Annotated in this window: 21 protein-coding genes; 10 read left to right on the top strand and 11 right to left on the bottom strand. The window is 56.8% G+C overall.

Annotated features, from left to right (window positions below):
- The first annotated feature begins 1 nt into the window (after nucleotide 1).
- From fliR to ACSQ8V_RS35390, 7 genes are all read left to right on the top strand, one after another.
- A complete protein-coding gene (gene fliR / locus ACSQ8V_RS35420) occupies nucleotides 2–793 on the top strand; it encodes a flagellar biosynthetic protein FliR (protein WP_436208925.1) in 792 nt (263 codons plus the stop codon).
- A complete protein-coding gene (gene flhB / locus ACSQ8V_RS35415; RefSeq protein ID WP_436208924.1) occupies nucleotides 790–1,929 on the top strand; it encodes a flagellar type III secretion system protein FlhB in 1,140 nt (379 codons plus the stop codon). Before fliR ends, flhB begins: the two co-directional genes overlap by 4 nt.
- Nucleotides 1,926–4,019 carry a flagellar biosynthesis protein FlhA gene (locus tag ACSQ8V_RS35410; protein ID WP_436208923.1) on the top strand — a complete coding sequence of 698 codons (2,094 nt, stop codon included), beginning with the start codon at nucleotides 1,926–1,928 and terminating at the stop codon, nucleotides 4,017–4,019. Before flhB ends, ACSQ8V_RS35410 begins: the two co-directional genes overlap by 4 nt.
- Before the next feature lie 914 nt (nucleotides 4,020–4,933).
- On the top strand, nucleotides 4,934–6,004 hold the full coding sequence (locus ACSQ8V_RS35405) for a ComEC/Rec2 family competence protein (RefSeq protein WP_436208922.1): 1,071 nt from the start codon (nucleotides 4,934–4,936) through the stop codon (nucleotides 6,002–6,004).
- The gene (locus ACSQ8V_RS35400) at nucleotides 6,001–7,329 is read left to right on the top strand and encodes an ABC-three component system protein (RefSeq protein ID WP_436208921.1); all 1,329 of its coding nucleotides are present in this window, start codon (nucleotides 6,001–6,003) and stop codon (nucleotides 7,327–7,329) included. Before ACSQ8V_RS35405 ends, ACSQ8V_RS35400 begins: the two co-directional genes overlap by 4 nt.
- Nucleotides 7,310–7,867, top strand: a complete 558-nt coding sequence (locus tag ACSQ8V_RS35395) for an ABC-three component system middle component 1 (RefSeq protein ID WP_436208920.1) — start codon at nucleotides 7,310–7,312, stop codon at nucleotides 7,865–7,867. Before ACSQ8V_RS35400 ends, ACSQ8V_RS35395 begins: the two co-directional genes overlap by 20 nt.
- Nucleotides 7,864–11,040, top strand: a complete 3,177-nt coding sequence (locus ACSQ8V_RS35390; RefSeq protein WP_436208919.1) for an AAA family ATPase — start codon at nucleotides 7,864–7,866, stop codon at nucleotides 11,038–11,040. The genes ACSQ8V_RS35395 and ACSQ8V_RS35390 overlap by 4 nt, the downstream gene beginning before the upstream one ends.
- Before the next feature lie 712 nt (nucleotides 11,041–11,752).
- Here ACSQ8V_RS35390 and ACSQ8V_RS35385 read toward each other — a convergent pair.
- From ACSQ8V_RS35385 to ACSQ8V_RS35335, 11 genes are all read right to left on the bottom strand, one after another.
- The gene (locus ACSQ8V_RS35385; RefSeq protein ID WP_436208918.1) at nucleotides 11,753–12,268 is read right to left on the bottom strand and encodes an SRPBCC family protein; all 516 of its coding nucleotides are present in this window, start codon (nucleotides 12,266–12,268) and stop codon (nucleotides 11,753–11,755) included.
- Nucleotides 12,269–12,496: 228 nt separating this feature from the next.
- On the bottom strand, nucleotides 12,497–12,973 hold the full coding sequence (locus ACSQ8V_RS35380) for a cupin domain-containing protein (RefSeq protein ID WP_436208917.1): 477 nt from the start codon (nucleotides 12,971–12,973) through the stop codon (nucleotides 12,497–12,499).
- A gap of 200 nt (nucleotides 12,974–13,173) precedes the next feature.
- Nucleotides 13,174–14,001: a class I SAM-dependent methyltransferase gene (locus tag ACSQ8V_RS35375; protein WP_436208916.1), complete on the bottom strand. Its 828-nt coding sequence runs from the start codon at nucleotides 13,999–14,001 to the stop codon at nucleotides 13,174–13,176.
- Between the two features lie 253 nt (nucleotides 14,002–14,254).
- A complete protein-coding gene (gene alc, locus ACSQ8V_RS35370; RefSeq protein ID WP_436208915.1) occupies nucleotides 14,255–15,286 on the bottom strand; it encodes an allantoicase in 1,032 nt (343 codons plus the stop codon).
- A gap of 40 nt (nucleotides 15,287–15,326) precedes the next feature.
- Complete coding sequence (locus ACSQ8V_RS35365; protein WP_148223132.1) at nucleotides 15,327–15,995, bottom strand: DUF1989 domain-containing protein; 669 nt, start codon at nucleotides 15,993–15,995, stop codon at nucleotides 15,327–15,329.
- Between the two features lie 2 nt (nucleotides 15,996–15,997).
- Nucleotides 15,998–16,795: an amino acid ABC transporter ATP-binding protein gene (locus ACSQ8V_RS35360; RefSeq protein WP_213762723.1), complete on the bottom strand. Its 798-nt coding sequence runs from the start codon at nucleotides 16,793–16,795 to the stop codon at nucleotides 15,998–16,000.
- A 5-nt stretch (nucleotides 16,796–16,800) separates the two neighbouring features.
- Nucleotides 16,801–17,475, bottom strand: coding sequence for an amino acid ABC transporter permease (locus tag ACSQ8V_RS35355; protein WP_213762724.1), 675 nt, complete (start codon nucleotides 17,473–17,475; stop codon nucleotides 16,801–16,803).
- Entirely contained in the window at nucleotides 17,472–18,155 is a 684-nt protein-coding gene (locus tag ACSQ8V_RS35350) for an amino acid ABC transporter permease (RefSeq protein ID WP_436208914.1), read from the bottom strand. The genes ACSQ8V_RS35355 and ACSQ8V_RS35350 overlap by 4 nt, the downstream gene beginning before the upstream one ends.
- 18 nt (nucleotides 18,156–18,173) lie before the next feature.
- Nucleotides 18,174–18,809, bottom strand: coding sequence for an urea carboxylase-associated family protein (locus tag ACSQ8V_RS35345; RefSeq protein ID WP_436208913.1), 636 nt, complete (start codon nucleotides 18,807–18,809; stop codon nucleotides 18,174–18,176).
- Between the two features lie 12 nt (nucleotides 18,810–18,821).
- The gene (locus ACSQ8V_RS35340; protein WP_213762727.1) at nucleotides 18,822–19,439 is read right to left on the bottom strand and encodes a DUF1989 domain-containing protein; all 618 of its coding nucleotides are present in this window, start codon (nucleotides 19,437–19,439) and stop codon (nucleotides 18,822–18,824) included.
- Between the two features lie 19 nt (nucleotides 19,440–19,458).
- Entirely contained in the window at nucleotides 19,459–20,307 is an 849-nt protein-coding gene (locus tag ACSQ8V_RS35335; RefSeq protein WP_011494413.1) for a transporter substrate-binding domain-containing protein, read from the bottom strand.
- Nucleotides 20,308–20,587: 280 nt separating this feature from the next.
- Here ACSQ8V_RS35335 and ACSQ8V_RS35330 point away from each other — a divergent pair, with 280 nt between their 5' ends.
- From ACSQ8V_RS35330 to ACSQ8V_RS35320, 3 genes are all read left to right on the top strand, one after another.
- Nucleotides 20,588–21,472: a MurR/RpiR family transcriptional regulator gene (locus ACSQ8V_RS35330; protein ID WP_213762728.1), complete on the top strand. Its 885-nt coding sequence runs from the start codon at nucleotides 20,588–20,590 to the stop codon at nucleotides 21,470–21,472.
- Between the two features lie 415 nt (nucleotides 21,473–21,887).
- A complete protein-coding gene (locus tag ACSQ8V_RS35325; RefSeq protein ID WP_047895418.1) occupies nucleotides 21,888–22,262 on the top strand; it encodes a BlaI/MecI/CopY family transcriptional regulator in 375 nt (124 codons plus the stop codon).
- On the top strand, nucleotides 22,262–23,827 hold the full coding sequence (locus ACSQ8V_RS35320; protein ID WP_213762729.1) for a M56 family metallopeptidase: 1,566 nt from the start codon (nucleotides 22,262–22,264) through the stop codon (nucleotides 23,825–23,827). Before ACSQ8V_RS35325 ends, ACSQ8V_RS35320 begins: the two co-directional genes overlap by 1 nt.
- Nucleotides 23,828–23,982 lie beyond the last annotated feature (155 nt).

The following is a 23,982-nucleotide window of genomic DNA, read 5'->3' as shown; positions in this document are numbered from 1 at the left end:
TATGGAGCAGGTTTTCCGGGAGTTGCAGCCGCTCGTAGCCACGATCATGTGGCCGTTCTGCAGAATCGTGGCGGCCCTCCTCAGCGCTCCGGTACTCGGCGAGGTCATGGTCCCGATGCGAGCGCGGATCATGCTGGCGCTGCTGCTTGCCGTCGTGATCGTGCCCGGGTTGCCGGCAATGCCGGCGGTCGAACCACTTTCGTTGCAAGGCGGCATTGCCATGGCCGAGCAAATCCTGATCGGCGGAATGCTCGGTTTCGTGTTTCATCTCGTGCTGGCCGCGCTAATGATATTCGGCGCAACGGTTTCGTCGCAGATGGGCCTGTCGATGGCCCAGATCAACGACCCGTTGAATGGGCAGTCATCCGATGTCGTGTCGAGCCTGATGTACGTGGTGTTCATCCTGTTGTTCTTCGCAGTGGACGGGCATCTCGTCATCACGCAAATACTGGTCAAGAGCTTTCATATCTGGCCGGTGGGCAGTCTCGCCTTCGACACAGGCGCGCTCAAACGGCTCGCATTAGCGCTCGCGTGGATGTTCTCGGCGGCACTTGCGCTCTCGCTGCCGGTGGTATTCGCCACGATGGTCATGCAGATCGGCCTCGGTTTCCTGAACCGCGTGGCACCAACCCTCAACCTGTTCGCGCTCGGCTTTTCAGTCACAACGATGTTCGGCCTGCTCCTTCTCACGCTACTGATGCCTTCGCTGCCGGACCATTTCAACCAGATGATCAGCCACGTGCTCAATCTGCTGGACCAACTCGCGCTGCCGCCGCGCACGGAGCCGTCATGAGCGAAGCAGCCGCGGCTGACAAGACAGAGAAACCAAGCGCGAAGAAGCTGCGCGACGCCAGGCAAAAAGGTCAGATAGCCCGCTCGCGAGACATGTCGACCGCGATCGGCGTCTTCGTCAGCCTCAAGCTGTTGGTGATCGTGATTCCCGGTTGGCTGGAAGACTGCCGCAGGCTATTTGCGCTGTCGTTCGCGGACCTGAGCGGCGAGAACGCCACGGACAACGCCGCCTCCATGCTGTTTTTCAGCGTCCTGATGATGATTGGCAAGATGACGTTGCCGCTCGCCGCGGTACCGCTGTGCATTGTCGCGGGTTCGCTCTTTCCCGGCGGCTGGAGTTTCACGCCCGGTCATTTCGCGCCCAAGGCCAATCGGCTCAGTCCGTTGGGCAACCTCAAACGACTGGTATCGGCCAAGCACTACATTCAGGTTGCCACGACGATTCTCAAAGCGCTCGCGCTCGGCTTCGTGTTGTGGTGGACCTGCCGGGCGAACCTGATCAGTTTCGTGCGCCTGCAAGGTACACCGCTTGCCGACGCATTGCTCGGCGGCGCGGATCTGCTGCTGAATTCGGTGCTGGCCCTGTCCGGCGTTTTGATCGCGTTCTCGCTGATCGATGCACCCGTGCAGCAATGGATCTTCATGCGCGGTCAGCGCATGAGCAAGAAGGACCTCAAGGACGAATACAAGACCACCGAAGGCAAACCTGAGGTCAAGAACCGCATCCGTCAGTTACAACGGCAACTGGCCCAGGCAGGTATCCGCAAGACGGTACCCACGGCGGATGTCGTGATCGTCAACCCGAACCACTACGCAGTGGCGATCAAATACGACGATTCGAAAGCGCAGGCGCCGTACGTCGTTGCAAAGGGTATCGACGAGACGGCGCTGTTCATTCGTCAGGTGGCGAAAGAATGCCGCATCGAGGTGCTGGAAGCACCACCGCTTGCCCGCGCGATCTACAACACGAGCCAGGTCAATCAGCAGATTCCCGCCGCGTTATACCGCGCGGTCGCACAGGTGTTGACCTATGTATTGCAGATCAAGGCCTTTCGTAACGGCCAGCGCTCCGCCCGCCCCGGTCCGCCGGCCGGCTTCGATATTCCAGACCATCTCACCAGGACACACGAGTCATGAAAGCGTCGTTTCCTTTTCTGAAAAGCCTGCGCCGCGCCAGGTTCGCCGCTCCGCTCGCCCTGCTCATCCTGCTCGGGATGATCATCCTGCCCTTGCCGCCGTTCGTGCTGGACGTACTGTTCACGTTCAATATCGTACTGGCGATCGTGGTTATTCTGGTGAGCGTCTCCGTCAAGCGGCCGCTCGAGTTTTCCGCTTTCCCGACCATCATCCTCGCCGCGACGCTCATGCGGCTCACGCTGAATGTCGCGTCGACACGCGTCGTCCTGCTCAACGGCCATACCGGCACGCATGCGGCGGGCCAAGTGGTCGAGGCCTTCGGCAACGTTGTGATAGGCAGCAACTTCGTGGTGGGCCTCGTCGTCTTCGTGATCCTGATGATCATCAACTTCGTTGTGGTCACGAAGGGCGCCGAGCGGATTTCAGAGGTATCGGCGCGCTTCACGCTTGATGCGCTGCCCGGCAAGCAGATGGCTATCGATGCCGACCTGAACGCCGGGCTCATCACTCAGGAAAAGGCCCAACAGCGACGCGCCGAAGTCACCTCCGAAGCCGATTTCTACGGTGCGATGGACGGTGCTTCGAAGTTCGTTCGCGGCGATGCGATTGCGGGCATTCTGGTGCTGATCATCAACATGATCGGCGGCCTTGCGATCGGCACGTTGATGCATGATCTGAGCGTCGCGGACGCGTTCCGTCAATATGGTCTACTGACGATCGGCGACGGTCTCGTTGCACAGATCCCCGCACTACTGCTGTCGTCCGCCGCGGCAATCATCGTCACGCGTATCAGCGACGCCGGTGATTTCGAACAGCAGGTCGGCAGGCAGTTGCTGGCATCACCCTCGGTGCTGTACAGCGGCGCCGCGCTGATGGCCGCGCTGGCCGTGATCCCCGGCATGCCCACGTTAATCTTTCTCGTCTTTGCCGCTTTGCTGGCGTTTGTCGGGCGAAGGATGGCGCGCCGTATCACCGCGGCCGAAGCAGGCGAGGACGTCGGGCAGGTTCAGGCCGCCCTGCTTGCGACCGCGCCGGCGGCGCTCGACTGGAACAGCATACCGTACGTGGAAACGCTGTCGGTCTCGCTCGGCTACCGGCTTTTGGGCATGGTCGATGAAGGGCAAGGTGCGCTGCTCATCAAGCGGATTGGCGGGACCCGTCAAAGCCTGTCCGAGTCGCTGGGTTTCCTGATACCCCGCATTGGCGTGCGTGACGACCTCAGCCTGCCGCCGTCGCAGTACGCCATCATCCTGAGCGGCGCCACGGTGGCACAAGCGCAGGTGTATGACGACAAATTGATGGCGATTGCGTCGCCTGCCGTCTACAGCGAACTCGACGGCATTCCCGGCGCCGATCCCGCCTACGACATGCCTGTCACCTGGATTGCTCCCTCGCAGAAGGCACACGCACTGGGGCTCGGTTATCAGGTCGTCGACGCCCCCACGGTCATTGCGACACACCTGTCGAAGGTCGTGCGCGACCATCTGCCCGAGTTGTTCAGCTATGAAAACGTGACGGCGATGCTCGAGCGCCTGAGCGCTGTCGCGCCGGCGCTTGGGGACGCGCTTGGCAAAGCCTTGACGCACAGCCAGCTGCGTCGCGTGTTCCGTATTCTGCTGACCGAAAACGTTTCGCTTGGCGACATCGAGACCATCGCGACAACGCTGGTCGAAGCCTGCGAAACTACCAAGGATCCGATCCTCCTTGCTGCCGAGGTTCGTTGCGCGCTGCGCCGCCAGATCGTGGCTGCGCTGATGGGACACAAGTCGGAAATCAAGGGCTACAGCCTGGCGGGCGAGCTGGAGAACATGCTGCTCGGCGCGCTCAGCCGCGCCGAGCAGGCGGCTACCCGGGTGCCGCTCGATAACTTCCCGATCGATCCGAACGTCCTCGCGCAGTTTCAGGCCAACATGCCCGGCATACGCGATCAGATGAAGCAGATGGGCACGCCCCCGCTCCTGCTGGTGATCCCGCGCATCCGGCCGATTCTTGCGCGTTACGCGCGTATTTTCGCGCCGGGGCTGAACGTGCTCTCGTATAACGAGGTGCCTGAGGCGCGTGATGTGAGTATTGTTGGAAGCTTGGGGTAGAGGGGTGAGGGGTGAAAGTGACGCCGTCGCTAACTTGGTTCGGTCTGCCGTACATGTTGCCGCGCTGACGGGCGCAGCACAGGCTATTGTCGGGAAACGGAATTACTTGGACTAGTGTGCAGTTGGTTGGACACGAAGGTACGGGAATGATTGGACTTCGCGGGATCGGCAACGACAGTTGAAAAAAGCGGTGGCCGTTGGGTGGTCGTTCTGGGAAGGTGATTGGCACTTCACGATCCATAACTGCCGGTCGTCGCTGTGTGGTTGCAACGGCCGCTTGCAAGGTACAACGGCCCTTCCTTCTTGCGGCTCGTAAGGCAGGTCATCGGCCATTGCCGACGCTCGCTGATCATCCGCCGTGCGGCTGCTGCACGCCGCTTGGCTGTCGTTCGCGATGCGGCGCAGTCGAACGTCGGCTTCCGCGAACGGCGAACGAGTCTCGACGACCCGCAAGCGTCATTCTGCAGAATGCAGCACTGACGGCAACTCACAAGCGATAACGGTCGTTCGAGTGCTCAACTCGCCGGCCGCGATGATTGTGCTTAAAGCGTTTTTTGCGGTCAACGAGTGACTCCGAGGTGACCTTCGCAATGCCATAAATCGCCGAGAGGATACGCGATTCGCAGCCCTCTTCCAAAGCAGCTTTCCGGAACCGCTCCTCGCTCGCAAATATTCGATAAAGCGTTGGTCAGTTAACCGCAGGGACACAATAAAGTACTTCGATCAAGACGAACGGCACTTTGCTGCCAAAGCAGCGATAATCGCAGTCGATCTGCAACGCAATCACGACACGTGAGAGCGCAGCGGAATATAATCGAATGACGCCGGAACCGGAGAAAGTTCCGGTCTAGATAACAGGCGAAATCGTCTACCTCGATTCGCCGATGCATAGAGTTTGCGAGGGCCTTCGTTACATGTCTTTAGCCATAACCGTCTTGCCTGCAAGTCACGGCGATTCCATCGTCATTCACGCAGGTATTGATAAGCCGGACCCGTTCAGGATATTGATCGACGGAGGTCCGGCCGACTGCTATCACAGCACTCAAGGATTCAAGCAGACATTCGGGCCGTTGCACTCAACCCTGGCGGCGCTGTCAAGTCGAACTGACGCCCTTGATCTTGTCGTTCTTACTCACGTGGATTCAGATCACATCGGCGGACTGCTCAAAGCGTGTGAGGACGATTCCGCACTTCCCGCCTTTGGGAAAGATGTGTGGTTCAATTCCGGAAGGGTAATCGCCCAACAGCTGGGCAACGGAGTGGAGCCCGATGGATCGGCGCTGATCGTGCAAAGAGGTGCGAGCGACCGACTGACCAGCATCGCGCAAGGCGTCGCTCTCGACGACTTGCTTGACCAGGCGGGAGTGAGCCCACGTGAACTTAGGGCCGCTGGGCAAAAGATTGAATTCCGTCACGGAGAAATCCAGATTCTGTCCCCTGAGGAGGGCCAGCTTCGCACCCTGCTTGCGAAGTGGGAGAGAGAGAAGCCCGACAGCCTCACGTCCGCCCAATCGAACGATTACAAATCATCGCTCGAAGATCTGCTACAGAGAGACGAATTCGAAGAGGACAAGTCGGTTCACAATGCGAGCTCAATTGCCTTCCTTATCTCGTCTGGTGGCGCCAAGGCTCTTTTCCTCGGGGATGCCTTCCCTTCTACGATCTGCGCCAGCCTTCGAAAGCTCGGCTACTCCGAAGAAAATCCTCTGCACGTCGGAGCCTGCAAGGTCTCTCATCATGGAAGCAAAGGCAACACGAGCGCGGAGCTCCTCTCGCTTGTAAGATGCGATCGGTTCATTATCTCAACAGATGGCAGTCGCCACGGGTTGCCTAACAAGGTAACGCTCGCTCGAATTATGGACCTTGCTCCGCAAAGCAAGATCCTCTTCAACTATCCCAGACTAAAGACGCGCATCTTCAGCTGCGAAGAGCTAGACCATGCAGCCGAAAAACTGACTGGCATTGAAGGGGACATCATTCTGTGACTGCAGGGACTTCTGACCAAATCAAGAATCGTACAGTCGTCGTGGCTGAAGGAAGCGGCGTACTCGTTCCAGCGATGACGACCAACTATGCCTACGTGCTAACAGTTAGCCACAACATTCGGGTCAATCGCGCAGACCCTAGCGTATTGCGCAACGCCGAAGACATTGAGGTTCAAATGTTAGACGGGACGCCGCTTGCCGTTCTGGCAGTTTTCGGGTCAATCACTGAGGACGCTGCTTTGCTTCTGGTCTCCGGCGTGAACGTTGGACCCATTGCTTATGCCACCAAAAACGTGCAGTTCGACGATCGCGCGTGGTTCTATGGTTATCCTGGCAATCGTAGAGACGGTGTGGTACCCGAAATAAGGGCGTTCAGATGCACGATCTCAGATATTGATCGCTCAGGTTTCTGCATCGAGACCAGTTCGTTCGCAAACTATCGCGAGGTTGTGGGCGTATCAGGCGGTGGCGTCTACAAGCATATAGATGGGGAATGGTTACTTGTAGGCATCGAGTACAGCATGGAAGGTCGAGAAAACGAGAGTCATAATTGGCTCAAATGCGTGAATATGTCCGCATTCGAAGAGATCATTGCACGCAACACGTACAGGGACATTGCCCTCGCACATCTGTTCCCGCCGTTCCTTCTTGATTTCCAAAATCTGCTCGAGCAGACGTTTCCGCTTGACGCATTTGAATGTCAAGACACCAGGCAGGCGTTGCGAACTACGTTGCAACAACTCGGTCGTGCCAAGCTCACACCAGGTTGCCCAAGCCCACATTCACTCATGCAGAAGTTTGGAGATCGATTACTTGTTCATGGCAGCCCACGATTCAGGCTGACCGACAGGAAGCTATGGCTCTCATGGCTGGAGCTATTCATCGTATCTCTCTTGGTAGATGAAGTCGACGAATTCGATGACGCATATGTCGAAGGTCTGCGAAAGCGCAGACTGTTGCTTTACAGCGGCTCGACCGAAGAATGGACTCGATTCCTGGAGGACATTGCGCACTCCAATCTCGATGGTCTGGATGTCGATGGACTTGTCATGATCTGCAATAACCGAGATGGCCCGCCCTCCAAGACCAGATCCAAAATTCGCGTTGACCGGCTTGTGACCGATATAAGTCGTCCAGCCAACCCGCAGTTGGATATCGACGCGCCGAGAAAACCAGCAACGGCACGCACGGTAGTTCACCTTGACGGACTTCATGCAGACTGCATTACCAGACGTGAAGAAGACTATGTTTCCGAAGGGGAATTCAATCCGGCGACTGCGATCAATCAATTAACGGAGGCCTATCGTGCAGCTATCGCGCAATGACAGTAATATCCGTTTCTTGACGGACGCCTTTCCTTCAGTCGACTTTCGCCTTTACCAATCTAATGATCCTGATCGGTTCATCAGTTGCTTTATCGCGACATTTCCTGACCCGGACCCTGAGCCAGACGCTTGGCTAGAGATCACCAGCCTGATTGCTGTGGACTTTCAGGCATCGCTCACAAATGATTTCGCGACTTGGAACATTTATCTGGCACTCGTCTTTCCGCGGCCGATATCCCGGCACTTAAAGTACAAAATCGAGAGTAATCGTTTTGCGCTACGCAAGATGGTTCTGACTTCAAAAGAAGAAAGTTTAGAGAAAAGCGATTTAGTTCTGGAAACCATTGAGGATATGATTCTCGGGAATGATCTCAAGCTCCGTCCCGCCTCCTCCGAATCACTACCTTTTTCGGGTTCCAGCTTTGTCAGGGAAATCATATCGAGCACAGTAGCGATACCTGCTGATACCAAAGAAAAGTCGATCCTGACGAGAAGGCAACATATCGCGGAATTGCTTAGCAGAATCTCTCAACCATGAAAATCAAACAAGTCATCATCGAAGGCTTCCGTGCATATCAGAGCAAAACTGACGGAACATTTGACTTCACAACATCATTCGGAGACTGCGCCAATTTTGTTTCGATCTACGCGCCTAACGGCTTTGGTAAGACTTCTTTCTATGACGCGGTTGAATGGAATCTGACCAACAATGTCGGAAGATTCGTTCGCGATCAGACGCGAACACAGAACGACGCGATCTCGCGATCGCAAAATCAGGAAGACCGTAAGCAGCATATTCTTCGAAACCGCTTTATCGCCGACGGTGCGCCATCACAGGTCACCGTCGTCACCGACACATTTGAGAATGTCAAGAAGGTAACGCCGGCGAGGCGTGGAAGTCGGGACTACCTGTTCGAGAAAGACACCAAGGTGGGAGCGTTGAGCGACATCTTCCTTTCACAGGAGGCGATTGACGCATTTCTCAGAGAAGAGAAGCCAGAAGCACGCTACGCACGCTTCATGGACAGCTTCGGCGACGAAGACGAAATTTACCGTGGAAACTTGACCGCACTGAGACGGGAGCTGAAACTCAGTCTCACGAAATCGAAAGAGGAGGAGACTCAGTACCGGACGATCGCCGAGGCCCCCGTTAATCCATCGATTTTGGACGAGCTCAACAAGACGATTGGCACTTTGCACCAGGACTCGGAGGAGATAGCCGCACTGAGCGCGGATTTTGACGCCGAAGATATTCGTCTGTTGCGAAATCTGATTACGAAGCGAAGCCATGAACTGGACCTCGCAACCAGGGACGCGCAATCCGCAATATCGGAACTAACCGCGGGAAGCGGCAGACTCAATGAAGTATCTGCAGCAAAGGACGGTAAGCTCAAGGCGCAAAACGACATTGCCGCGCTTGGTAAAACCCGAGACCTCTTCGAGCAACGCGAGAGGCTGCTCACCTCGATCACTCGGCTCTCTAAGGTCGTTACCGACGTTACGGCGGAGATTTCCCGCCTGAACGTGATTTCCGATCAGATACCCGAATTTCTCGAAATCGAAAGGAAATCGACGACAGCGCACGGCTTGCTTCGCACGCTACAGGACAACCTGATTGCAACACAAGCCGAAATCTCCAGCTTTGAGCAAAGAGCCGTCGAGTGTCGCCGCCTGCTGGCCGAGGTGGATTCCGCTGCGAATACACTGGGCCAGCTGCAACAGGGCGCTGAATCGATTTTTCAGCAGCTAGATGCGGCCACCGAACTAAAGGCATCCAAAGAGGCAAATGCAGCGAGGGCGAATCTTCGCGTGCAACTACTGACAACGAAGATCGAGAACCACAAAGAAGAGTTGAAGAAAGTTGAGGCGATCGAAGTCAGCGAGGTTACGATCGACAGCGCCGACGTATCCGCTCTCGTTCGGGAGAACTTTGCACTGGTCCCGCTCAAAGCAGCATTGCTCGAAAAACAAGCAAAGTTAATTGCTCTACAAGGGGCTACCCGTGCATTGGACCAAGTTCAAAGCCAAGCCAGTCAATTCTCCACGTTGATTGCATTAGGCACAGAACTCGCCACGAAGGCACATTCCGAACAATGCCCGTTGTGCTCTCATCAACACGAATCACATACTGCGTTGATTGATCGCATTCTAAAAAATCCCGCGCTAACCGAGTATGAGGCCGAGGCGGTACGTTCAAAAAATACGGCTCAACGTGAATTCGACTTCAGGTCGGAAAAGCTGATTTCACTCCTCGACGAGTGGAGATCTGTTAGAAACAAGGTAATTCTTGCAGTCCGCGAAACAATCTTAACTGACGAAGCAAGCTTGCGCTCTGCGTTGGCAACTGCACAGCAGCTTGAGCTCCAAATCCCCAACGTTGACGAAAGCATCAAGAAGCTCCGATCGAGCGTTCTTGATCGCTCTAAAGATCAACTTGCTGAACACATCAATACACAGCTCACTCTCCTCACCTCTCGTCGGCAGGCGGAGCTCAAGGATCTGGAGAATTGCGCGACCGAAATCGAGAAGCGACAGCAAAAAACGAAAACCGACTCACAAACCATCGAGCAATTGCGCGCTGAGCTGAGACTTGCTGCGGATACCGAGACGTATCGTAATGTTATGGCCTTCGGATCAGCAAACGCTATTTCCCCCGCAGAACTCCCACCATTTGTTGCATCAGTAAAGAACGAACGCGAGCGAGAACTTCTCGAAGCGCGCACTGCTCTTAACGAGTCGGCTAACGAACTTTTGATGATCGACAGAGACTCACCGACCCTTGCTCAGTTAACACGACAGTCGATCGACGACGCTGAGTTACGAGGACGTGCTTCCATTGCGGGCGCCGATGCGACATTGATGAGCTTCGCATCCAATGTGCGACGGCGGATCTCAGCATATGACGAGAAATGGAGCGTGGCCGATATCACGGCGAATATCGCCGCCTTCATGTCTCAGGCCCAAGATCGTGTATCCGCACTGATACTTCGATCGGGCACATACTCCTTACTCGGAGACCAGCTCAACAATGCTCTGCCGTTTATGCAATCGATCTCTGCGAAGAAAGAGCTCGATCGGATCGTCGCAGAAATTCTTCAACAAGAAGCGCTGCTCTCGGAGCTTGATAGCGAGTATGCAGGGACGATCGAACGACTCCAAGGACGGGTTCGCGGATTCTTTTATACGGATCTGATCAACGCCATCTATCGTAAAATCGATCCACACCCCGACTTCAAACAAGTGCTGTTCGACTGCGAATTTTCGGAATCGGACCGTCCTCGGCTAAACGTTCTGGTTGCCGATGACGAAGGCGAGGCGATTGCTCCTAGCCTTTACTTTAGCGCGGCCCAAGTCAACATTCTAAGTCTGAGCATCTTCTTGGCGCGGGCCTTACATGTAAAGCAAGCCGACGGGAGCGATGTTCAATGCATATTCATTGACGATCCGATTCATTCTATGGATTCGATTAATGTCCTGTCGACGATCGATCTTCTGCGCTCGATTTCGAAAAATTTTGATCGGCAGATAATACTGTCAACGCACGACAGAAATTTTTTCGACTTGCTGAAGAAGAAGATTCCCGAGCAGCAGTACGCTTCGAAGTTCATCGAACTCGAAACTTTTGGGAGAGTTCGGCGCTTACAAGATGCACAGGATATGGTCGACCCAACAACCGACGGTGTTCAGCCAGACGTGCCGACGGATATCTGAGGCGGCAACTCTGATCCGCCTTGCAAGCGGATAGTATCAGCAACATCGTTCCGTGCGAGATCGCGGACTGTAAGTTTATGTCATGTGGATCAGAAAGTTTTCTGCGAAGATGCTTGCGTATTCATCGTGAACATTCGGAATTCAATCGGGACTAGCTCTGCAGTCGTTTTGAATCGGTCTTCTTCGCGCGGTAGGACTCGGGCAGAGTTGGGGGCCGTCCGCTTATCAGAAATTGTCTTGCTGTTGAGGGGGTGAGGGTTGGCAGCACGCGTTCGCTGATCTCGAGCCCCGACATTGGGGCCATCAATGTGAGAACGGCAGGAGACTGACCTACAGCGGCCTCATGGATGTCATCACCTGAACGTCGGCAAGGGCCGGCGACGCGTCGGTGAGGACCGTGAGTCGATGGCCGTTGCACATTGTCAAGAGACGCTCGGTGAATCGAAAGTCGAGCGGCCGTAGAGGGTCGCAAGTACGCATTCGCTTGCGGTGAGACCTGTCATTCACATCCGCCGACATGCGAATGACAGGAAAGTGATCCGTAGCCGCCTGACGAACGCCGATACTCGAATGACGGCAAAGGCCGATGACCGAGCGTTCGTCCTTTACGATTGGATGGCCGGTTACGGGGCGGAGCCGACGCTTGAACGTCCGAGCGACGACGCACGTGAACGGCGGTTTGTGGCCTGTCAGAGACCCCTGCCTTAACCGCTCAGGGTGCTTTCGCTTCCACGCGCTGCTTAACCGCGTTATTCATCGCCTTAAAGTTCCGCTGAGTTTCCTCGATTACGTCTTCCGTCAACCGGCCGACGAGCAATCCTGAGAAAAACTCTGTCTGTTCAAGACGCGTTCCGTCTGCCACTGCTGTGAGGTGGATGCAATGCGTACCGTCGAAGATGCCGGGAATCCATACACTGCCACGCCAGCAGAGGTCTTGTTCCGGATGAACGAGCAAAACAGTCGGCTTGAATACCATCGAATCGGGTCCAGTGCCTAGCGTAATGCGGATTGTTGCTCCTACCCTGAAGTCGCCGTCAACCCGAGTAATGAACGGATTCCAATTACGATATGCGGCGCTGTTCGATACGACTTTCCAGACATCAGAAGGCGGTCGGTTGATAAGAACGTCAGCATCCGCGCTGCTGTCTTTGTGCAGAAAAAAAAGGGCGCCAATTACGACGACGACACTAACAACCATGCCTTTTAGCAGCAATCTCCGTACGCCCATATTCGCCCCGTAGTCGGTTGCAAGTGCATCGCCCTATTCTTGAACACGCAGATCATCGACGATCTACCCAACGATGTCGAACGTCCGAAGGCGGCCGAACGCGGGCCGACGAAAACCGGCTGGAGAGATTTATCTACTAAGGCTCGCGCGCCGCTCCGAACCATCATTCAGTGGCTTTTTTGGCTGCGACCTAAATTGCGAAGTTACGCGACTCCACTTCGCACCGGCCTAAGCTGGACCTTCAAACTTAACATCGCCAAAATCGACGAGCGCTTCCTCCGAGCCGTTCATATATAGACGCTTTTTCTTTCTCGGGTAGTCGCAAACATCCTGCTCCAGATTTGTTCTCGCGGAAAGCATGACCAATGGCTCATCGCCCGTATTTATTATCGTGTGGGCTGCACCACTTTTGGGGAATCCGAGAAAATCCCCGCCACCAACGACGTAACGCACCTCTTCAATAATTGCTTCGCCACGGCCTGAGAGAATATAAAAACATTGCTCCTCGTACAAGTGACGATGGTATTCGGCATACTCGCGGCCCGGCATCACGGTCATCAGATGAAAGCCAAGGTTGCTGAGACCAGTGGCTCCTCCAAGCGATTTCGCGAAACGAATCGCGTCCGGATTCAGCAGGTGCGGTCTGGACTTACCTTCCATTTGGGAAATATCATCAGCCTTCAGAAGGTTTGGTGGCTTACTCATGGATTTCCTTGGCTAAGAAAGGTGTTCGCGCCCACCACGGCTAGCGGCTTAACATATCCCGCGGACCATAACGTTCCATTGATTGGCCGTACGACACGACAAAATAGCTCTGCGGCTTTTCCCTTCGTTGAATGTGCGAATAATTCCCACGGGGATTGTCAGCGATCTAGGCTCTGATGTCGACCGGCTGTAACTGGCCGTTAGGCAGCACTAGCCTGGATAAGACGCAGGCCCCATCCCGTCTTTAACGTTCCGTCTTCGCGTTGCATGGGCGCAAACGCCGACAATAGTTCGCTCTTGAACTGTGCGCGCGCTGTTTCCGACATCCTGTCTGCATCGTAAGTGTCCAGCATGTCCAACCATAACTGCTCGGGCGTAGGCGTCCAGTCAACTTCGATGTCTTCGAAGACGACATTAACGAAACCATGCTGGAGTAGTTCGCTCCAACCGGTTTCGCTGCGTGTGCGCGCGTCACCGAGTGGCAGGTGTGTCAGGTTCGCCTTCGCAATCGGCCTGAATATGTCTAAAAAGACTTCACCAACTTCCCCGGTCAGAAAGGCCCGCCCGACGACAGCGGAAAGACTACCGCCTTCACGCAATACCCGACGAATTTCACGGATGACTTGCTCTATGTCGTCCATCAACATCAAAGCCATGTGCGACAGAACGTAGTCGACCGAGCCAGTATCAAGCGACAACTCTTGTGCGCGCTCATTGATTAAGCGAACATCCTGCGGCAGCACCGCCCGGGCAGCGCTCAACTCGCCGTCGCTCATGTCGAGGCCGATCAACTTCGTTCCTGCGTTGCCCCTGTCGTTCAGAATTTGCAGCAGTGGTCCATCACCGCATGCCAGATCGAGCACGGTGCGCGACATCCCATCATTCGGCACCCGCTCTGCCAGCGCATGATAGGAAGACGGGTATTCTGCATGCGTGGATCGCGCAGGGTGGTTGCCATAGGCCCGGCGCGTTGCTCCTGCCCGGCGTCGATGAAAATCTTTTAAATAGATTTCTGCTTGGGATGTCATTCTTGCGTTACCCGATTGTTCAATTCTTGGTTCTACGCCTGGACTCTGGATCGTCCCTCTCGTGAGGAATTGTCGACGAAGCAGATCACGATGTCGACTGGCCGTTTCTGGCCGGACCCTGGCTGACGGCAATCGGCGCTATTCGACCCATTGCCGTCGCTCAGACTGGGATTTGGGCCAAAGACCGCTTTGGAAGAAAGCGGCCACTCGATCGCTAAGCATGAGTCGTGAGTTGTCTCGAGTAGATTGCGGATTAATGGGGGTGAAGGCTTGCTTTGGATAAGGTCGAGGACCGACCCATCAGCCTCAGCCGCGAAACGCCACCATCCGGCAATATATTGAAGCGCACATGTGTAACAGGCATGCTTTGGGTCGACACAAAGGTATGAACTCTGTCCATCTCCAGCTTTTGCTCGCCGAGCAACACCGGCCAGAACATCGATTGCGTAATCAGGGACTCGTCCGTTCCGGCTCTGACGAACGCGCCTTGTAGCGAGCATCGGTCTGCAAAATTCCCCTTGAAATGCGCCGTGTCGACGCTGATCTGACTAATTTCGCCGGGCGTCGCCAATTCGATGATGCACCAGTCGCAGCCTGGTTCGCGGCGTCGGCGGGTTTCCCAGCCTTCGCCCATGTTGGCGGCACGCGTCGGCAACAGCAGGTTCGATGCCGACCCGTAATGCTGATTGTTCGCGGCGACGATTCGCGCACCGTTCATGGCGGACGCGAGATCGAGTCCGACGCCTGGCGACAAGTCCCGGTGAGGCTGGCCGTACACGCGCAAGCGGGCAACACCGCCATCCGGATAGATGTTCAGGCGCACGTGTGTATAGATGTCGCGAGTGGCTGCATCGATCGCACGATAGTGATGCGCGTTGCCGTTCAGCGCGGTCGCCGCCAGCACCTCAGTCCATGGCGCATGGGCGGGCGGAATATCGTCGTCGCAACGGCAAGCATCGATAGACGCGGCCGGCGGAAAGTTGCCGGTGAAATGACTGGTGTCGATATCGACGCCCATCAGTTCCCCTGCCACGCTTAACTTGACGATACAAAAATCGTAGCCCGCCACGCGCTTGCGGCGCGATTCCCAACCGTCCATCCATTTACCGTTGTCGTCGTATTTGCCGGCGATGAAAACGGCCGGATTGGGATCGAGCATGCGCGCCATCGGCGCAAAGAAGTCGTCGCTGGTGAGCACGGCCTCGGCACCGAGGCGCGGGTCCGCGAGGTTGATGCCGGTGCGCGTAAAGGCAGGGGCGCCGGGATCGAGAGTGAGTAGAGCCATGTATCGTTGAGCCAGATGATCGGTTGATGAACGGGGACGCTCAGGCGAGCGGAACCCACGAGTGCGTGCCCTGCAGATCCGACTCGAAATCGTCGAGCACGACAATGTCCACAGGCTTCGGCGTGTTGTCGCCCTGCCCCTGGATCTTGACAATGTCCTGCGGGCAGGCTGAGAACGCGACGAAACAATCCATTTCCGCACGCAATGTGATGAACTCGCCGGGCTTCGTCACCGTGGGTAACGTATGCAGTGTGATGCCATCGGGCTGCACGCGGATGTTCATGAAGATGTTGAACGACGCAAGATTTTGGCGAGGCGGTGTGACGCCGAGTTCGAACATGCCTTCGAACATGTTGTCGCAACAGTTGCGATGATAGCCACGCACGCCCAGGAGTTCGTAGCGCTTGCGATCGCAGGCCGCCATAAAAGTGTCGTGGACACCCGGCGTTGTATCCTCGACGACAGTCAGCACCGGATGACGCTGATTGGTCACGAAGCTGTCGCCGACCACCGGGTTGAGCCGCTGGTTCCACACTCGCGTGGTTTCCATGCACATGTATTCGTTCAGGTCGTACGCATTCCAGGCCCAGCAATCCACCACCTGGGTACCATGCGTATTGATGACGCGTACGGCTTCGCCTGCTTTCAGCCGGACGGCTTTGCCGTGGCCGGCGGGAACAGTCGACGTGGGTTGATTCGTGTAGCTCATGATCATTTGGTTTCCGGGTTGAAGCGGTAAAGGAATTGCTGGAGACGGGGCGACGATGGCGTATCCAGCACCGTTTTGGGCGGCCCCTGTTCGACGATGCGTCCGCCGTCCATGAAGATCACGTGGTCGGCAACATCGCGGGCGAAGCCGATCTCGTGCGTGACGACAATCATCGTCGTGTCCTTTGCGGCGAGACCTCGCATTACGCCGAGCACTTCCCCGACCAGTTCCGGATCGAGCGCGCTGGTCGGCTCGTCGAAGAGGATCACTTCCGGCGTCATCGCCAGCGTGCGTGCGATGCCCACACGTTGCTGCTGTCCGCCCGACAGGTTCGCGGGCATCGCCGTGTGCTTGCCGCTCAAACCAACCTGGCGCAGCGCCTCTACCGCAAGATCGCTCGCGGCAAGGCGGCTCATCCGCTTGACCGACAAAAGGCCCTCCATCACGTTTTCGAGCACTGTCATGTGCGGCCACAAGTTGAAGCTCTGAAACACCATTCCTATCCGGCTGCGCTGCGTGCGTATTTCGCGGTCGGGCCGCGGGCTGATCGAGCCGTTCGCATTTTCGCGCATGCCAATACGCTCGTCGCCGATCCAGATCGCCCCATCATCGGGCGGAGAAAGCCAGTTGAGGCAGCGCAACAGAGTCGATTTGCCGGACCCGGAAGGGCCGAGTACGCAGACCGTTTCGCCGCGCGCGACGCTCAGGTCGACGCCGTCGAGAATGCGATTCTGACCAAACGACTTGACGATGGCGCTGGCCTTCAGTGCAACGGGCGTCGTGTTGCCGGACGGGTTCATGTAATTCACCGGGGCGAAGCGACCCGTTGGGCGCGGCCAAGACGGCGCTCCCAATGACGGGTCGACAGATGGATAACAGACGTCGCGGCCCAGTAGACCAGTGCGACGACGAAATAGACTTCCAGTGGCGCGTAAGTCTCAGACACGACGGCCTTCGCGGCAAACATGAACTCGTGCACCGAGATCATGGAGAGCAGCGCTGAATCCTTGACCAGACCGATCGACAGGCCGGTCAGCGTGGGTAGCAACAGCGGCATCGCTTGTGGGGCGATGATGCGTCGCGCGATTCGCGCCGGCGACATGCCTATGGCCACACCCGCTTCGATCGTGCCCGCAGGCACGGCAGCGATGGCCGCCTGAATCACCTCGGCGACGTACGGGCCGTAGTAGATCGCGAGCGTCACGGTGCCGATCAGCGGAGCCGGCAGCAGCACGCCGAACTCCGGCAGCACGAAGAACGTCACATATAGCAATACGAGCAAAGGCAAACCGAGCGTCAAGGCGGTGTAGCCGCGAATCAGCGCGACCAGCCACACTGCGCCGCGACGTTGACCGATGGTCAACAACACGCCGAGTACGCCCGACATGACCGCGCCAGCCGCACAGAGCCAGATCGTGCCCCCCAGCCCTTGCACGAGTTCGGGCCAGTAGCCCGACAGAACCCCGAGGTCGAACGTCATCGATTGCCTCCGGTTGCGATGCGTGGAGCATGTGCTTCGCGCGGCTTGCGCTGCACACGTCGTGCGGCGTAGATGACCGGCAGCGCGACTGCCAGGTAGCCGACGCTGACCAACAGCATCACTTGCGTCGATGTATAGGTGCGAGCGATCACGATCTGCCCCGCATACGTCAGTTCGGTGACGGCCACGACCGACGCGAGCGGCGTGGTCTTCAGCAGAATCGTGAATTCGTTGATGAGCGCGGGCAGGCTCGCTTTGAGCATCTGCGGCAACGCAATACGCAGCGCAATACGGATTGGCGACATGCCGAGCGCGATCGCGGCTTCATACTGACCGGTCGTCACGACCCGCAAGTTGCCGCGCAGGATTTCCGCCGTGTAGGCGCCGCTGTTCAGGCCCAGAGTTAGCGCTGCCGCGAGCATCGGCCGACCGCCCAGCCCAATCAACGGTAGTGTGAAGAACAGCATGAACAGTTGCACGAGCGCCGGCGTGCCTCGCATGAAACTGATGTAGAGGCGCGCAAGCCAGCGTAACGGCGCACAACGCGTCAGTTGCAGCGCCAATGCGAGATGGCCGAACACGACGCTGCCGATCGCGCCGAGCAGCGTCAGTTCCACGGTCAGCAACCAGCCGTCGATTAAGGTCGGCAGGCTGTGGATCACTTGTGGGTCGAAGCCCATTGCGGCATTTTCCCGGAATCAGAGTTCGTCGAGTTCTTCTGCGGTCGACAGTTCGAGCGCACCGGGAGTGTCGTTTCCCGCAATGCCTGTGCAACACGCCGACACGATGAATACCATGTCCGTGACGACGCGGCAGGCGATGAAATCGCCAGCCCGTGTGCTGTTCGGCAGCGGTTCGATACAGCCATCGCGATGCAGTGCGACGTGCATGAACAGGTTGATCGGATCGGGGATTTTCGGCGGCTTGAGGCCGAGCGTGGCAATCACCGCGCCAACCGATTCGACGCAACCGGTTTGGCCGGCGTAACCGTGTTCGGCGAGATAGGCGGTCGTGGAGGCAGGCAGCAACAAGTCGTGCTTGCCGCTCGTGTCCTTGCCGAGGACCATCAGCGCGCGGCGACGGTTGCTGACGATTCGCATGCCTGCCTGCAACACATAGGAATTGCTGAAAACGCGTGTGTGATGAACCGACATATAGACGTCGTCGTTAATCCGGCTGAAGGCGAACATCGAGGCAACGGCACCGGGTTGCCTGGCCTCGATGCGAAGAATCTGGCCGGCTTTAACTTCGATGGCGCGGCTTTCGCCGGCTGGCACGGCGATGATTTGCGGCGGCAGCGCAGCGCGCGCGGGCGGTTCTTTGAGAAGCAGCATGATTGAGTCCGTTCAGGCGGCGACGAATGTCGCGGGCAGGATGGAAATGGCGATGTCGGTGACCTTCAGGCCATTGCCGGGAATGATGTCCTGCGGACACGATGACACTGCGCACACCAGGTCTTCGAGCACATCAAAGGTGATGTAGTCGCCCGCCTTGCTGGTGGGGTCGGTGACCTGCATCCGGCAGTCGGCGGTGACCGGACCGTTCTGGAACAGATTGAACGGCTCGGGCACATCGAACGACGACAGTCCGTACAGCGCGAGACCCACGTGCATGTTGTCGAGGCAGTTGCGATGCCCGATCACGTTGAAGTCGACCGTAAAGCGCGTGTCGTCGCACGCGGGCACATTGGCGTCGTGAACGCCGACGGTGTCCTCGACGACCCGCAACAGCGGCCGTCCCAACGACGAATACAGCGCGTCGCCGACATTGAAAAACAACGTGCGAAGCTGTCGGCGCGTATGTGTCGGCGACAGCTTCTCCGTATGGTTCGAGGCGACGAGTGCCACGAAGTCGGCGGCTTGCTGCCCTTCGACATCGATGATCGTCAATCGTTGGCCGGCCTTCACTTCGAAAGTGCGGCCGTGCCCTGCCTTGACGGTGAGAGTCTGAACTGGATCTGTCATTTGATTCGGCATGCTGGCGTTACTGCTGGGGAATGAAGTCGGACGTCGGCGTATCGAAGCTCACGCCGAGGCTGGCTTTTTGCAGGCGGGCGAGTTCGCCGGATTTCTTCATCGCGATGATCTCGTCGCTGATCGCCTTGTTCAGACGCGTGTCGTCCGGCCGAGTCGCCAGCGCGATCCATTGCGACGGGCCGAGTTCACCGGTCGACTTGAGTTTGCTCGGGTTCTGCTTGATCACGCCGGCCAGCACGGTGATATCGTCGAACACGAAATCGGCGCGGCGCGTCAGCAAGGCGGCGACCGTCTGGTCCACGCTATCCACGCTGATCAGCGTGATCGGCGCGAGGCCCTTGGCCTTCAGCGTTTCGTTGAACTGTTTGAGAATCTGCTCGGGCGCGCTGGCGCTCTTGACCGCCGCGGTCAGGCCGGCCAGCGATTCAATCGTGGCTTTCGCCGGGATCTTCTTGAAATCGGCGCGGACGAGTGCGCCGTTGACGGTCTTGCTGGTCGGGACCACGTATGCGAGACGCTTCGCACGTTCAGCAGTCACGTTCAATGCCGACCCTTCGATATCGAACGAATGCGCGAGCAGGCCGGGGATGATGCCGCTGAACGCGAGACGCTGATATTCGATCTTCACGCCCAGGTGCTTCGCAACAGCCGCGAGAATCGCGGGATCGAAGCCGACAATGTTGTTGTTTGCATCGGTGTACTCGTATGGCGCGAATGTTGGATCGATGCCGACTGTCATCGTGCCGCGGCTCTTGATGTCGTCGAGCGTATCGGCGCTGGCGGCGACGGTGTTGATCAACGCGGCGAACGGCAACAACGCGGCAAGGGCAAGGCTGGAGAAGCGGCGCTTCGACATCTTTGAAAACTCCCGTAGACAGGTGGACGATGCAAGACGTAATGCATGATCCGTACCAGTGAAGACAGTGAAACGCGTGTTTCAGGAATTTAAATCGGAAAACACGTGTTTCTAAATGGCCTTGAGAGAAACAATCATTTCACGTTCGTGCCCGCAGACCTATAATGAAGCCCATACCACACGGCGCCGCCCTGCACTCGTGCCGTGCAGGCAAGTCTACGTGCACGCTTGCGGTGCCGAAACCGCACCACGATGCGTAACTCCCTATCCATCAGCCCAAATGCCAACCGCTCAAACAAAAAAAGAGAAGCGACCGCCAGCGTCTATCGAAAGCCGGATTGCGGAGTGTTACGACGAACTGTCTGAAATCGATCAACGGCTTGCGGACGTGATTCTGAGTGCGCCGGGGCAACTGGCGATGCAAACCGCCACTGAACTTGCGTCCAGCGCGCAAGTGTCGAAGGCAACCGCCACGCGGTTTTTTCAGAAGCTGGGGTATGCGTCTTACGACGACGCCCGCGCGATTGCGCGCGCGGCACAGGTCGGCGGTTCGCCGCTGTATCTGCAAAACAGGGGCCGTAAAACGGCGGGGTCGAAACTCGACGATGTGATCCAGGCGCATCTGCAACACGAAGTCGAAAACATGGCGAACACCTATCGTTCGCTCGATACGCAAGTGCTGAGCGAAGTGGTCGACGCCATCGCGCAGGCGCAGCGGGTGGCGATCATTGGCTATCGGCATAGCCATACCGTCGCCACGATGATTCGGCGAGAGCTGATTCAGGTCCGTTCGGACGTGATGTTGCTGCCCGCGCCCGGCGACACGATCGGCGAATATCTAGCCGACCTGAACGCGAAGGATCTCGCGATCGTCATCGGCTTGCGCCGCCGTGTGCCTGCGGTGGGACTGGCGACGGCCGCGCTGGCCGACGCCGGCGTGCCGGTTGTGTATATGTCGGATGTGATTGCAGGCAAACCCGCGCGACTGGCGCGCTGGGTGATCCGCTGTCACACGGACGGCCTGATGCTGTTCGACAGCAAGGCCGGTATGACTGCGGTGGTCAATCTAATCTGCTCGCTGGTCGCGGAGCGGCTGCTCGATCGCAGCAACAGCCATTTGCAGCGCGTCGAAGTACTGCACGACAGCTTGCGTGAACTGGAGTGAACCCGGCTTCAGCAGAAATTGACACCGTGTATTACAAAATTGTCGCGATCGATGTACTTGATTATCTCTTTCCAAGATTGCTTTGTTTCAGAATTGAATTCGCCAATGACCGCTTCTAAGTAAATGAGCAGTCGTCCAAATTCGTTGGAAATTCTTCGTTCGACTGTCTGCTTTGTCTGGCCGGACCCTGGCTGACGGCGATCGGCGCTGTCCGACCCACTCCGATCGTTCGACTTTCTCGATAGCTGACCTCGACATGGTGTACGGACCGGATCCAACGCGTCGCCCAAAATTATCCCGTTGCGCTAGGTCGAATGACTTCGAGGCATTGCTGAAGTATGTCAACTACATTTATAGTTGACATACAAAAATGGCGTGCTAGCATCTACTAAACCTTTAGTAGACGGAGGTACTTTTGGAGATCATCCTTACCGACCGCGAGGCCGACGTCATGCAGATATTGTGGGAGCTGGGACCTTCGATAGTCGCAGACGTCCGTGTTGCTCTCCACGATGAGCTTGCCTACACAACCGTGCTCACGATTCTTCGCACGCTTGAAACCAAAGGTTACGTTTCGCATACCGAGGAAGGCCGTGGTCATCGGTACTTCTCTACAGTGAAGCAGCAGGCTGCTCGGAAAAGCGCGCTGCGCCATTTGACAAGCAAGCTTTTCAAGGGATCGACTGAGCTTTTATTCGCACAACTGGTCTCTGAAAGGAACTTGAAACCGGACCAGATTCGTCGCATGCGAGAGTTGCTGGACAAACACTCCGACGAGGAGAACTCTTGATGCTGACATGGATGGCGTATGCGATCTTGGTGTCATTGGTTCTTTCTATAGCCGCTCTTTGCGCCGAGCACTTAGCCCGCCGACGTAGGGCTGCAAGCCGGTGGTATTGGTTGATTGCAATCATTACTTCGTTGTTGATCCCGACTGCCATGTCGTCGATATCAATCAAAGTACCCCAAGTCTTCAGCCCCACGGTTTCGCAGAAGGTAGTCGCTCTCAGGCAGGTCACGTCCGCACATTTGTCTCCACTCACCTGGATCGACGTTACGATTGCTCCGTCCAGGCTGGAAACAATGGATGCAGTACTTAAGCGCGGATGGTGTGTCGCATCGCTTGCTTTGTCGTTTCTCCTTTTTGTAAGCGCGTTAAACCTGCATTCCAGAAAAAGAAAATGGGAGACAAGTACGGTCGCGGGAACGGCGGTTTATATTTCTGAAAACGTTGGACCGGCAGTCGTCGGCCTTATCCGACCGCGCATCGTTGTTCCCACGTGGCTGACACACTCATCCCTCGCCCAGCAGTCAGCGGTTATCTCACATGAAAAGTCACACATTGCGGCAGGCGACCCGCAACTACTGGCAATGTGCTTGTGCCTGATCGTGCTTATGCCGTGGAATCTCCCGATCTGGTGGCAGTTAAGACGGCTTCGATGTGCCATCGAGATTGACTGCGACGCACGAGTACTGAAGGGAGGGCAAGATTTCACGACCTACGGTGAGACTCTCATCGCCGTCGGCGAGCGCCAGTCGCGTTATATCGGGTCTGTCGCAGGTATGTCGGAATCGCGATCATTCCTGGAAAGACGGCTGCGCATCATGACTCACAAAGCTGTTAAGCCCAGATTTATAACCGCCGCCTTTCTCGTATGCAGTTCAACCGCGCTCGTAGTTTTTGCAGCGCAAGTGAGCCCACCTGACATGACCCAGCCATCGGACGACCACCAATACATCCATCTCGCCCCTGACATCGTTGATCGCTTCGTTGGAACCTATAAGGCAAACGAATTCTCGGTGCTGAGGGTTACGCGGGATGGCGACCGTATCTTGACCACGTTCACCGGTGAAAGAACGATCGAGAATTTTCCGGAAAGTGCGACACAGATCTACGCTCCATCCGTCAAAGGCACGATCAACTTCGACGTGGACCAGCAAGGCCATGTGACGAGGGCGGTTCTACATCAATTTGGAAACACGCTCGACATGCAACCTATCGATCCGGCGAGCGCACAGCAGATCGAAGCCTTTGTCGCTGACAAGATCAAAACCCAGACGGCTACGCCGGGCAGCGAAGCGGCCCTTAGGAGCTTGATCGGAGGGCTTGTCGCCGGGAACCCCAACTATGCGGAACTGAGCCCGGCACTGGCGAATGCGACGCGTGAGCAGCTTCCTCGCTTGAGAGAATCGCTAAATCGACTAGGCACACTGCAAACTCTGACGTTTATAGGTGTCGGCGGAAAAGGCTGGGACGTCTACCAGGCTCGCTTTGAACATGGATTCACGATCTGGCGGTTAGCCTTACTTAGCAACGGGATCATAGACGGAGCATTGGTGACTTCAGGTCCTTAAGGCGATACGAAAGGCCCGCAATTCAGTGCGACCCTTTTCGAAATTTCTGACACTAAAGCTGAACTTCGCCCCATCGTCTTAAATCGGCCAGGCCGGCCGTGGTCATGGGTTGGCGAGCGAAGCATCCATCCCGGGGCGAATCTATCGCTGCCGAT

This window comes from Caballeronia sp. LjRoot31 (genome assembly GCF_964253885.1).
Taxonomy (GTDB): domain Bacteria; phylum Pseudomonadota; class Gammaproteobacteria; order Burkholderiales; family Burkholderiaceae; genus Caballeronia.
Note: the sequence above shows the minus strand (reverse complement) of the source record. Positions and strands in the feature narration are given on the sequence as shown.

Bases quoted from the DNA above. Each gene is read 5' to 3' on its own strand.
- fliR (WP_436208925.1), top strand. From the start codon at position 2: ATGGAGCAGGTTTTCCGGGAGTTGCAGCCGCTCGTAGCCACGATCATG.
- flhB (WP_436208924.1), top strand. From the start codon at position 790: ATGAGCGAAGCAGCCGCGGCTGACAAGACAGAGAAACCAAGCGCGAAG.
- ACSQ8V_RS35410 (WP_436208923.1), top strand. From the start codon at position 1,926: ATGAAAGCGTCGTTTCCTTTTCTGAAAAGCCTGCGCCGCGCCAGGTTC.
- ACSQ8V_RS35405 (WP_436208922.1), top strand. From the start codon at position 4,934: ATGTCTTTAGCCATAACCGTCTTGCCTGCAAGTCACGGCGATTCCATC.
- ACSQ8V_RS35390 (WP_436208919.1), top strand. From the start codon at position 7,864: ATGAAAATCAAACAAGTCATCATCGAAGGCTTCCGTGCATATCAGAGC.
- ACSQ8V_RS35385 (WP_436208918.1), bottom strand. From the start codon at position 12,268: ATGGGCGTACGGAGATTGCTGCTAAAAGGCATGGTTGTTAGTGTCGTC.
- ACSQ8V_RS35380 (WP_436208917.1), bottom strand. From the start codon at position 12,973: ATGAGTAAGCCACCAAACCTTCTGAAGGCTGATGATATTTCCCAAATG.
- ACSQ8V_RS35375 (WP_436208916.1), bottom strand. From the start codon at position 14,001: ATGACATCCCAAGCAGAAATCTATTTAAAAGATTTTCATCGACGCCGG.
- alc (WP_436208915.1), bottom strand. From the start codon at position 15,286: ATGGCTCTACTCACTCTCGATCCCGGCGCCCCTGCCTTTACGCGCACC.
- ACSQ8V_RS35365 (WP_148223132.1), bottom strand. From the start codon at position 15,995: ATGAGCTACACGAATCAACCCACGTCGACTGTTCCCGCCGGCCACGGC.
- ACSQ8V_RS35360 (WP_213762723.1), bottom strand. From the start codon at position 16,795: ATGAACCCGTCCGGCAACACGACGCCCGTTGCACTGAAGGCCAGCGCC.
- ACSQ8V_RS35355 (WP_213762724.1), bottom strand. From the start codon at position 17,475: ATGACGTTCGACCTCGGGGTTCTGTCGGGCTACTGGCCCGAACTCGTG.
- ACSQ8V_RS35350 (WP_436208914.1), bottom strand. From the start codon at position 18,155: ATGGGCTTCGACCCACAAGTGATCCACAGCCTGCCGACCTTAATCGAC.
- ACSQ8V_RS35345 (WP_436208913.1), bottom strand. From the start codon at position 18,809: ATGCTGCTTCTCAAAGAACCGCCCGCGCGCGCTGCGCTGCCGCCGCAA.
- ACSQ8V_RS35340 (WP_213762727.1), bottom strand. From the start codon at position 19,439: ATGACAGATCCAGTTCAGACTCTCACCGTCAAGGCAGGGCACGGCCGC.
- ACSQ8V_RS35335 (WP_011494413.1), bottom strand. From the start codon at position 20,307: ATGTCGAAGCGCCGCTTCTCCAGCCTTGCCCTTGCCGCGTTGTTGCCG.
- ACSQ8V_RS35330 (WP_213762728.1), top strand. From the start codon at position 20,588: ATGCCAACCGCTCAAACAAAAAAAGAGAAGCGACCGCCAGCGTCTATC.
- ACSQ8V_RS35320 (WP_213762729.1), top strand. From the start codon at position 22,262: ATGCTGACATGGATGGCGTATGCGATCTTGGTGTCATTGGTTCTTTCT.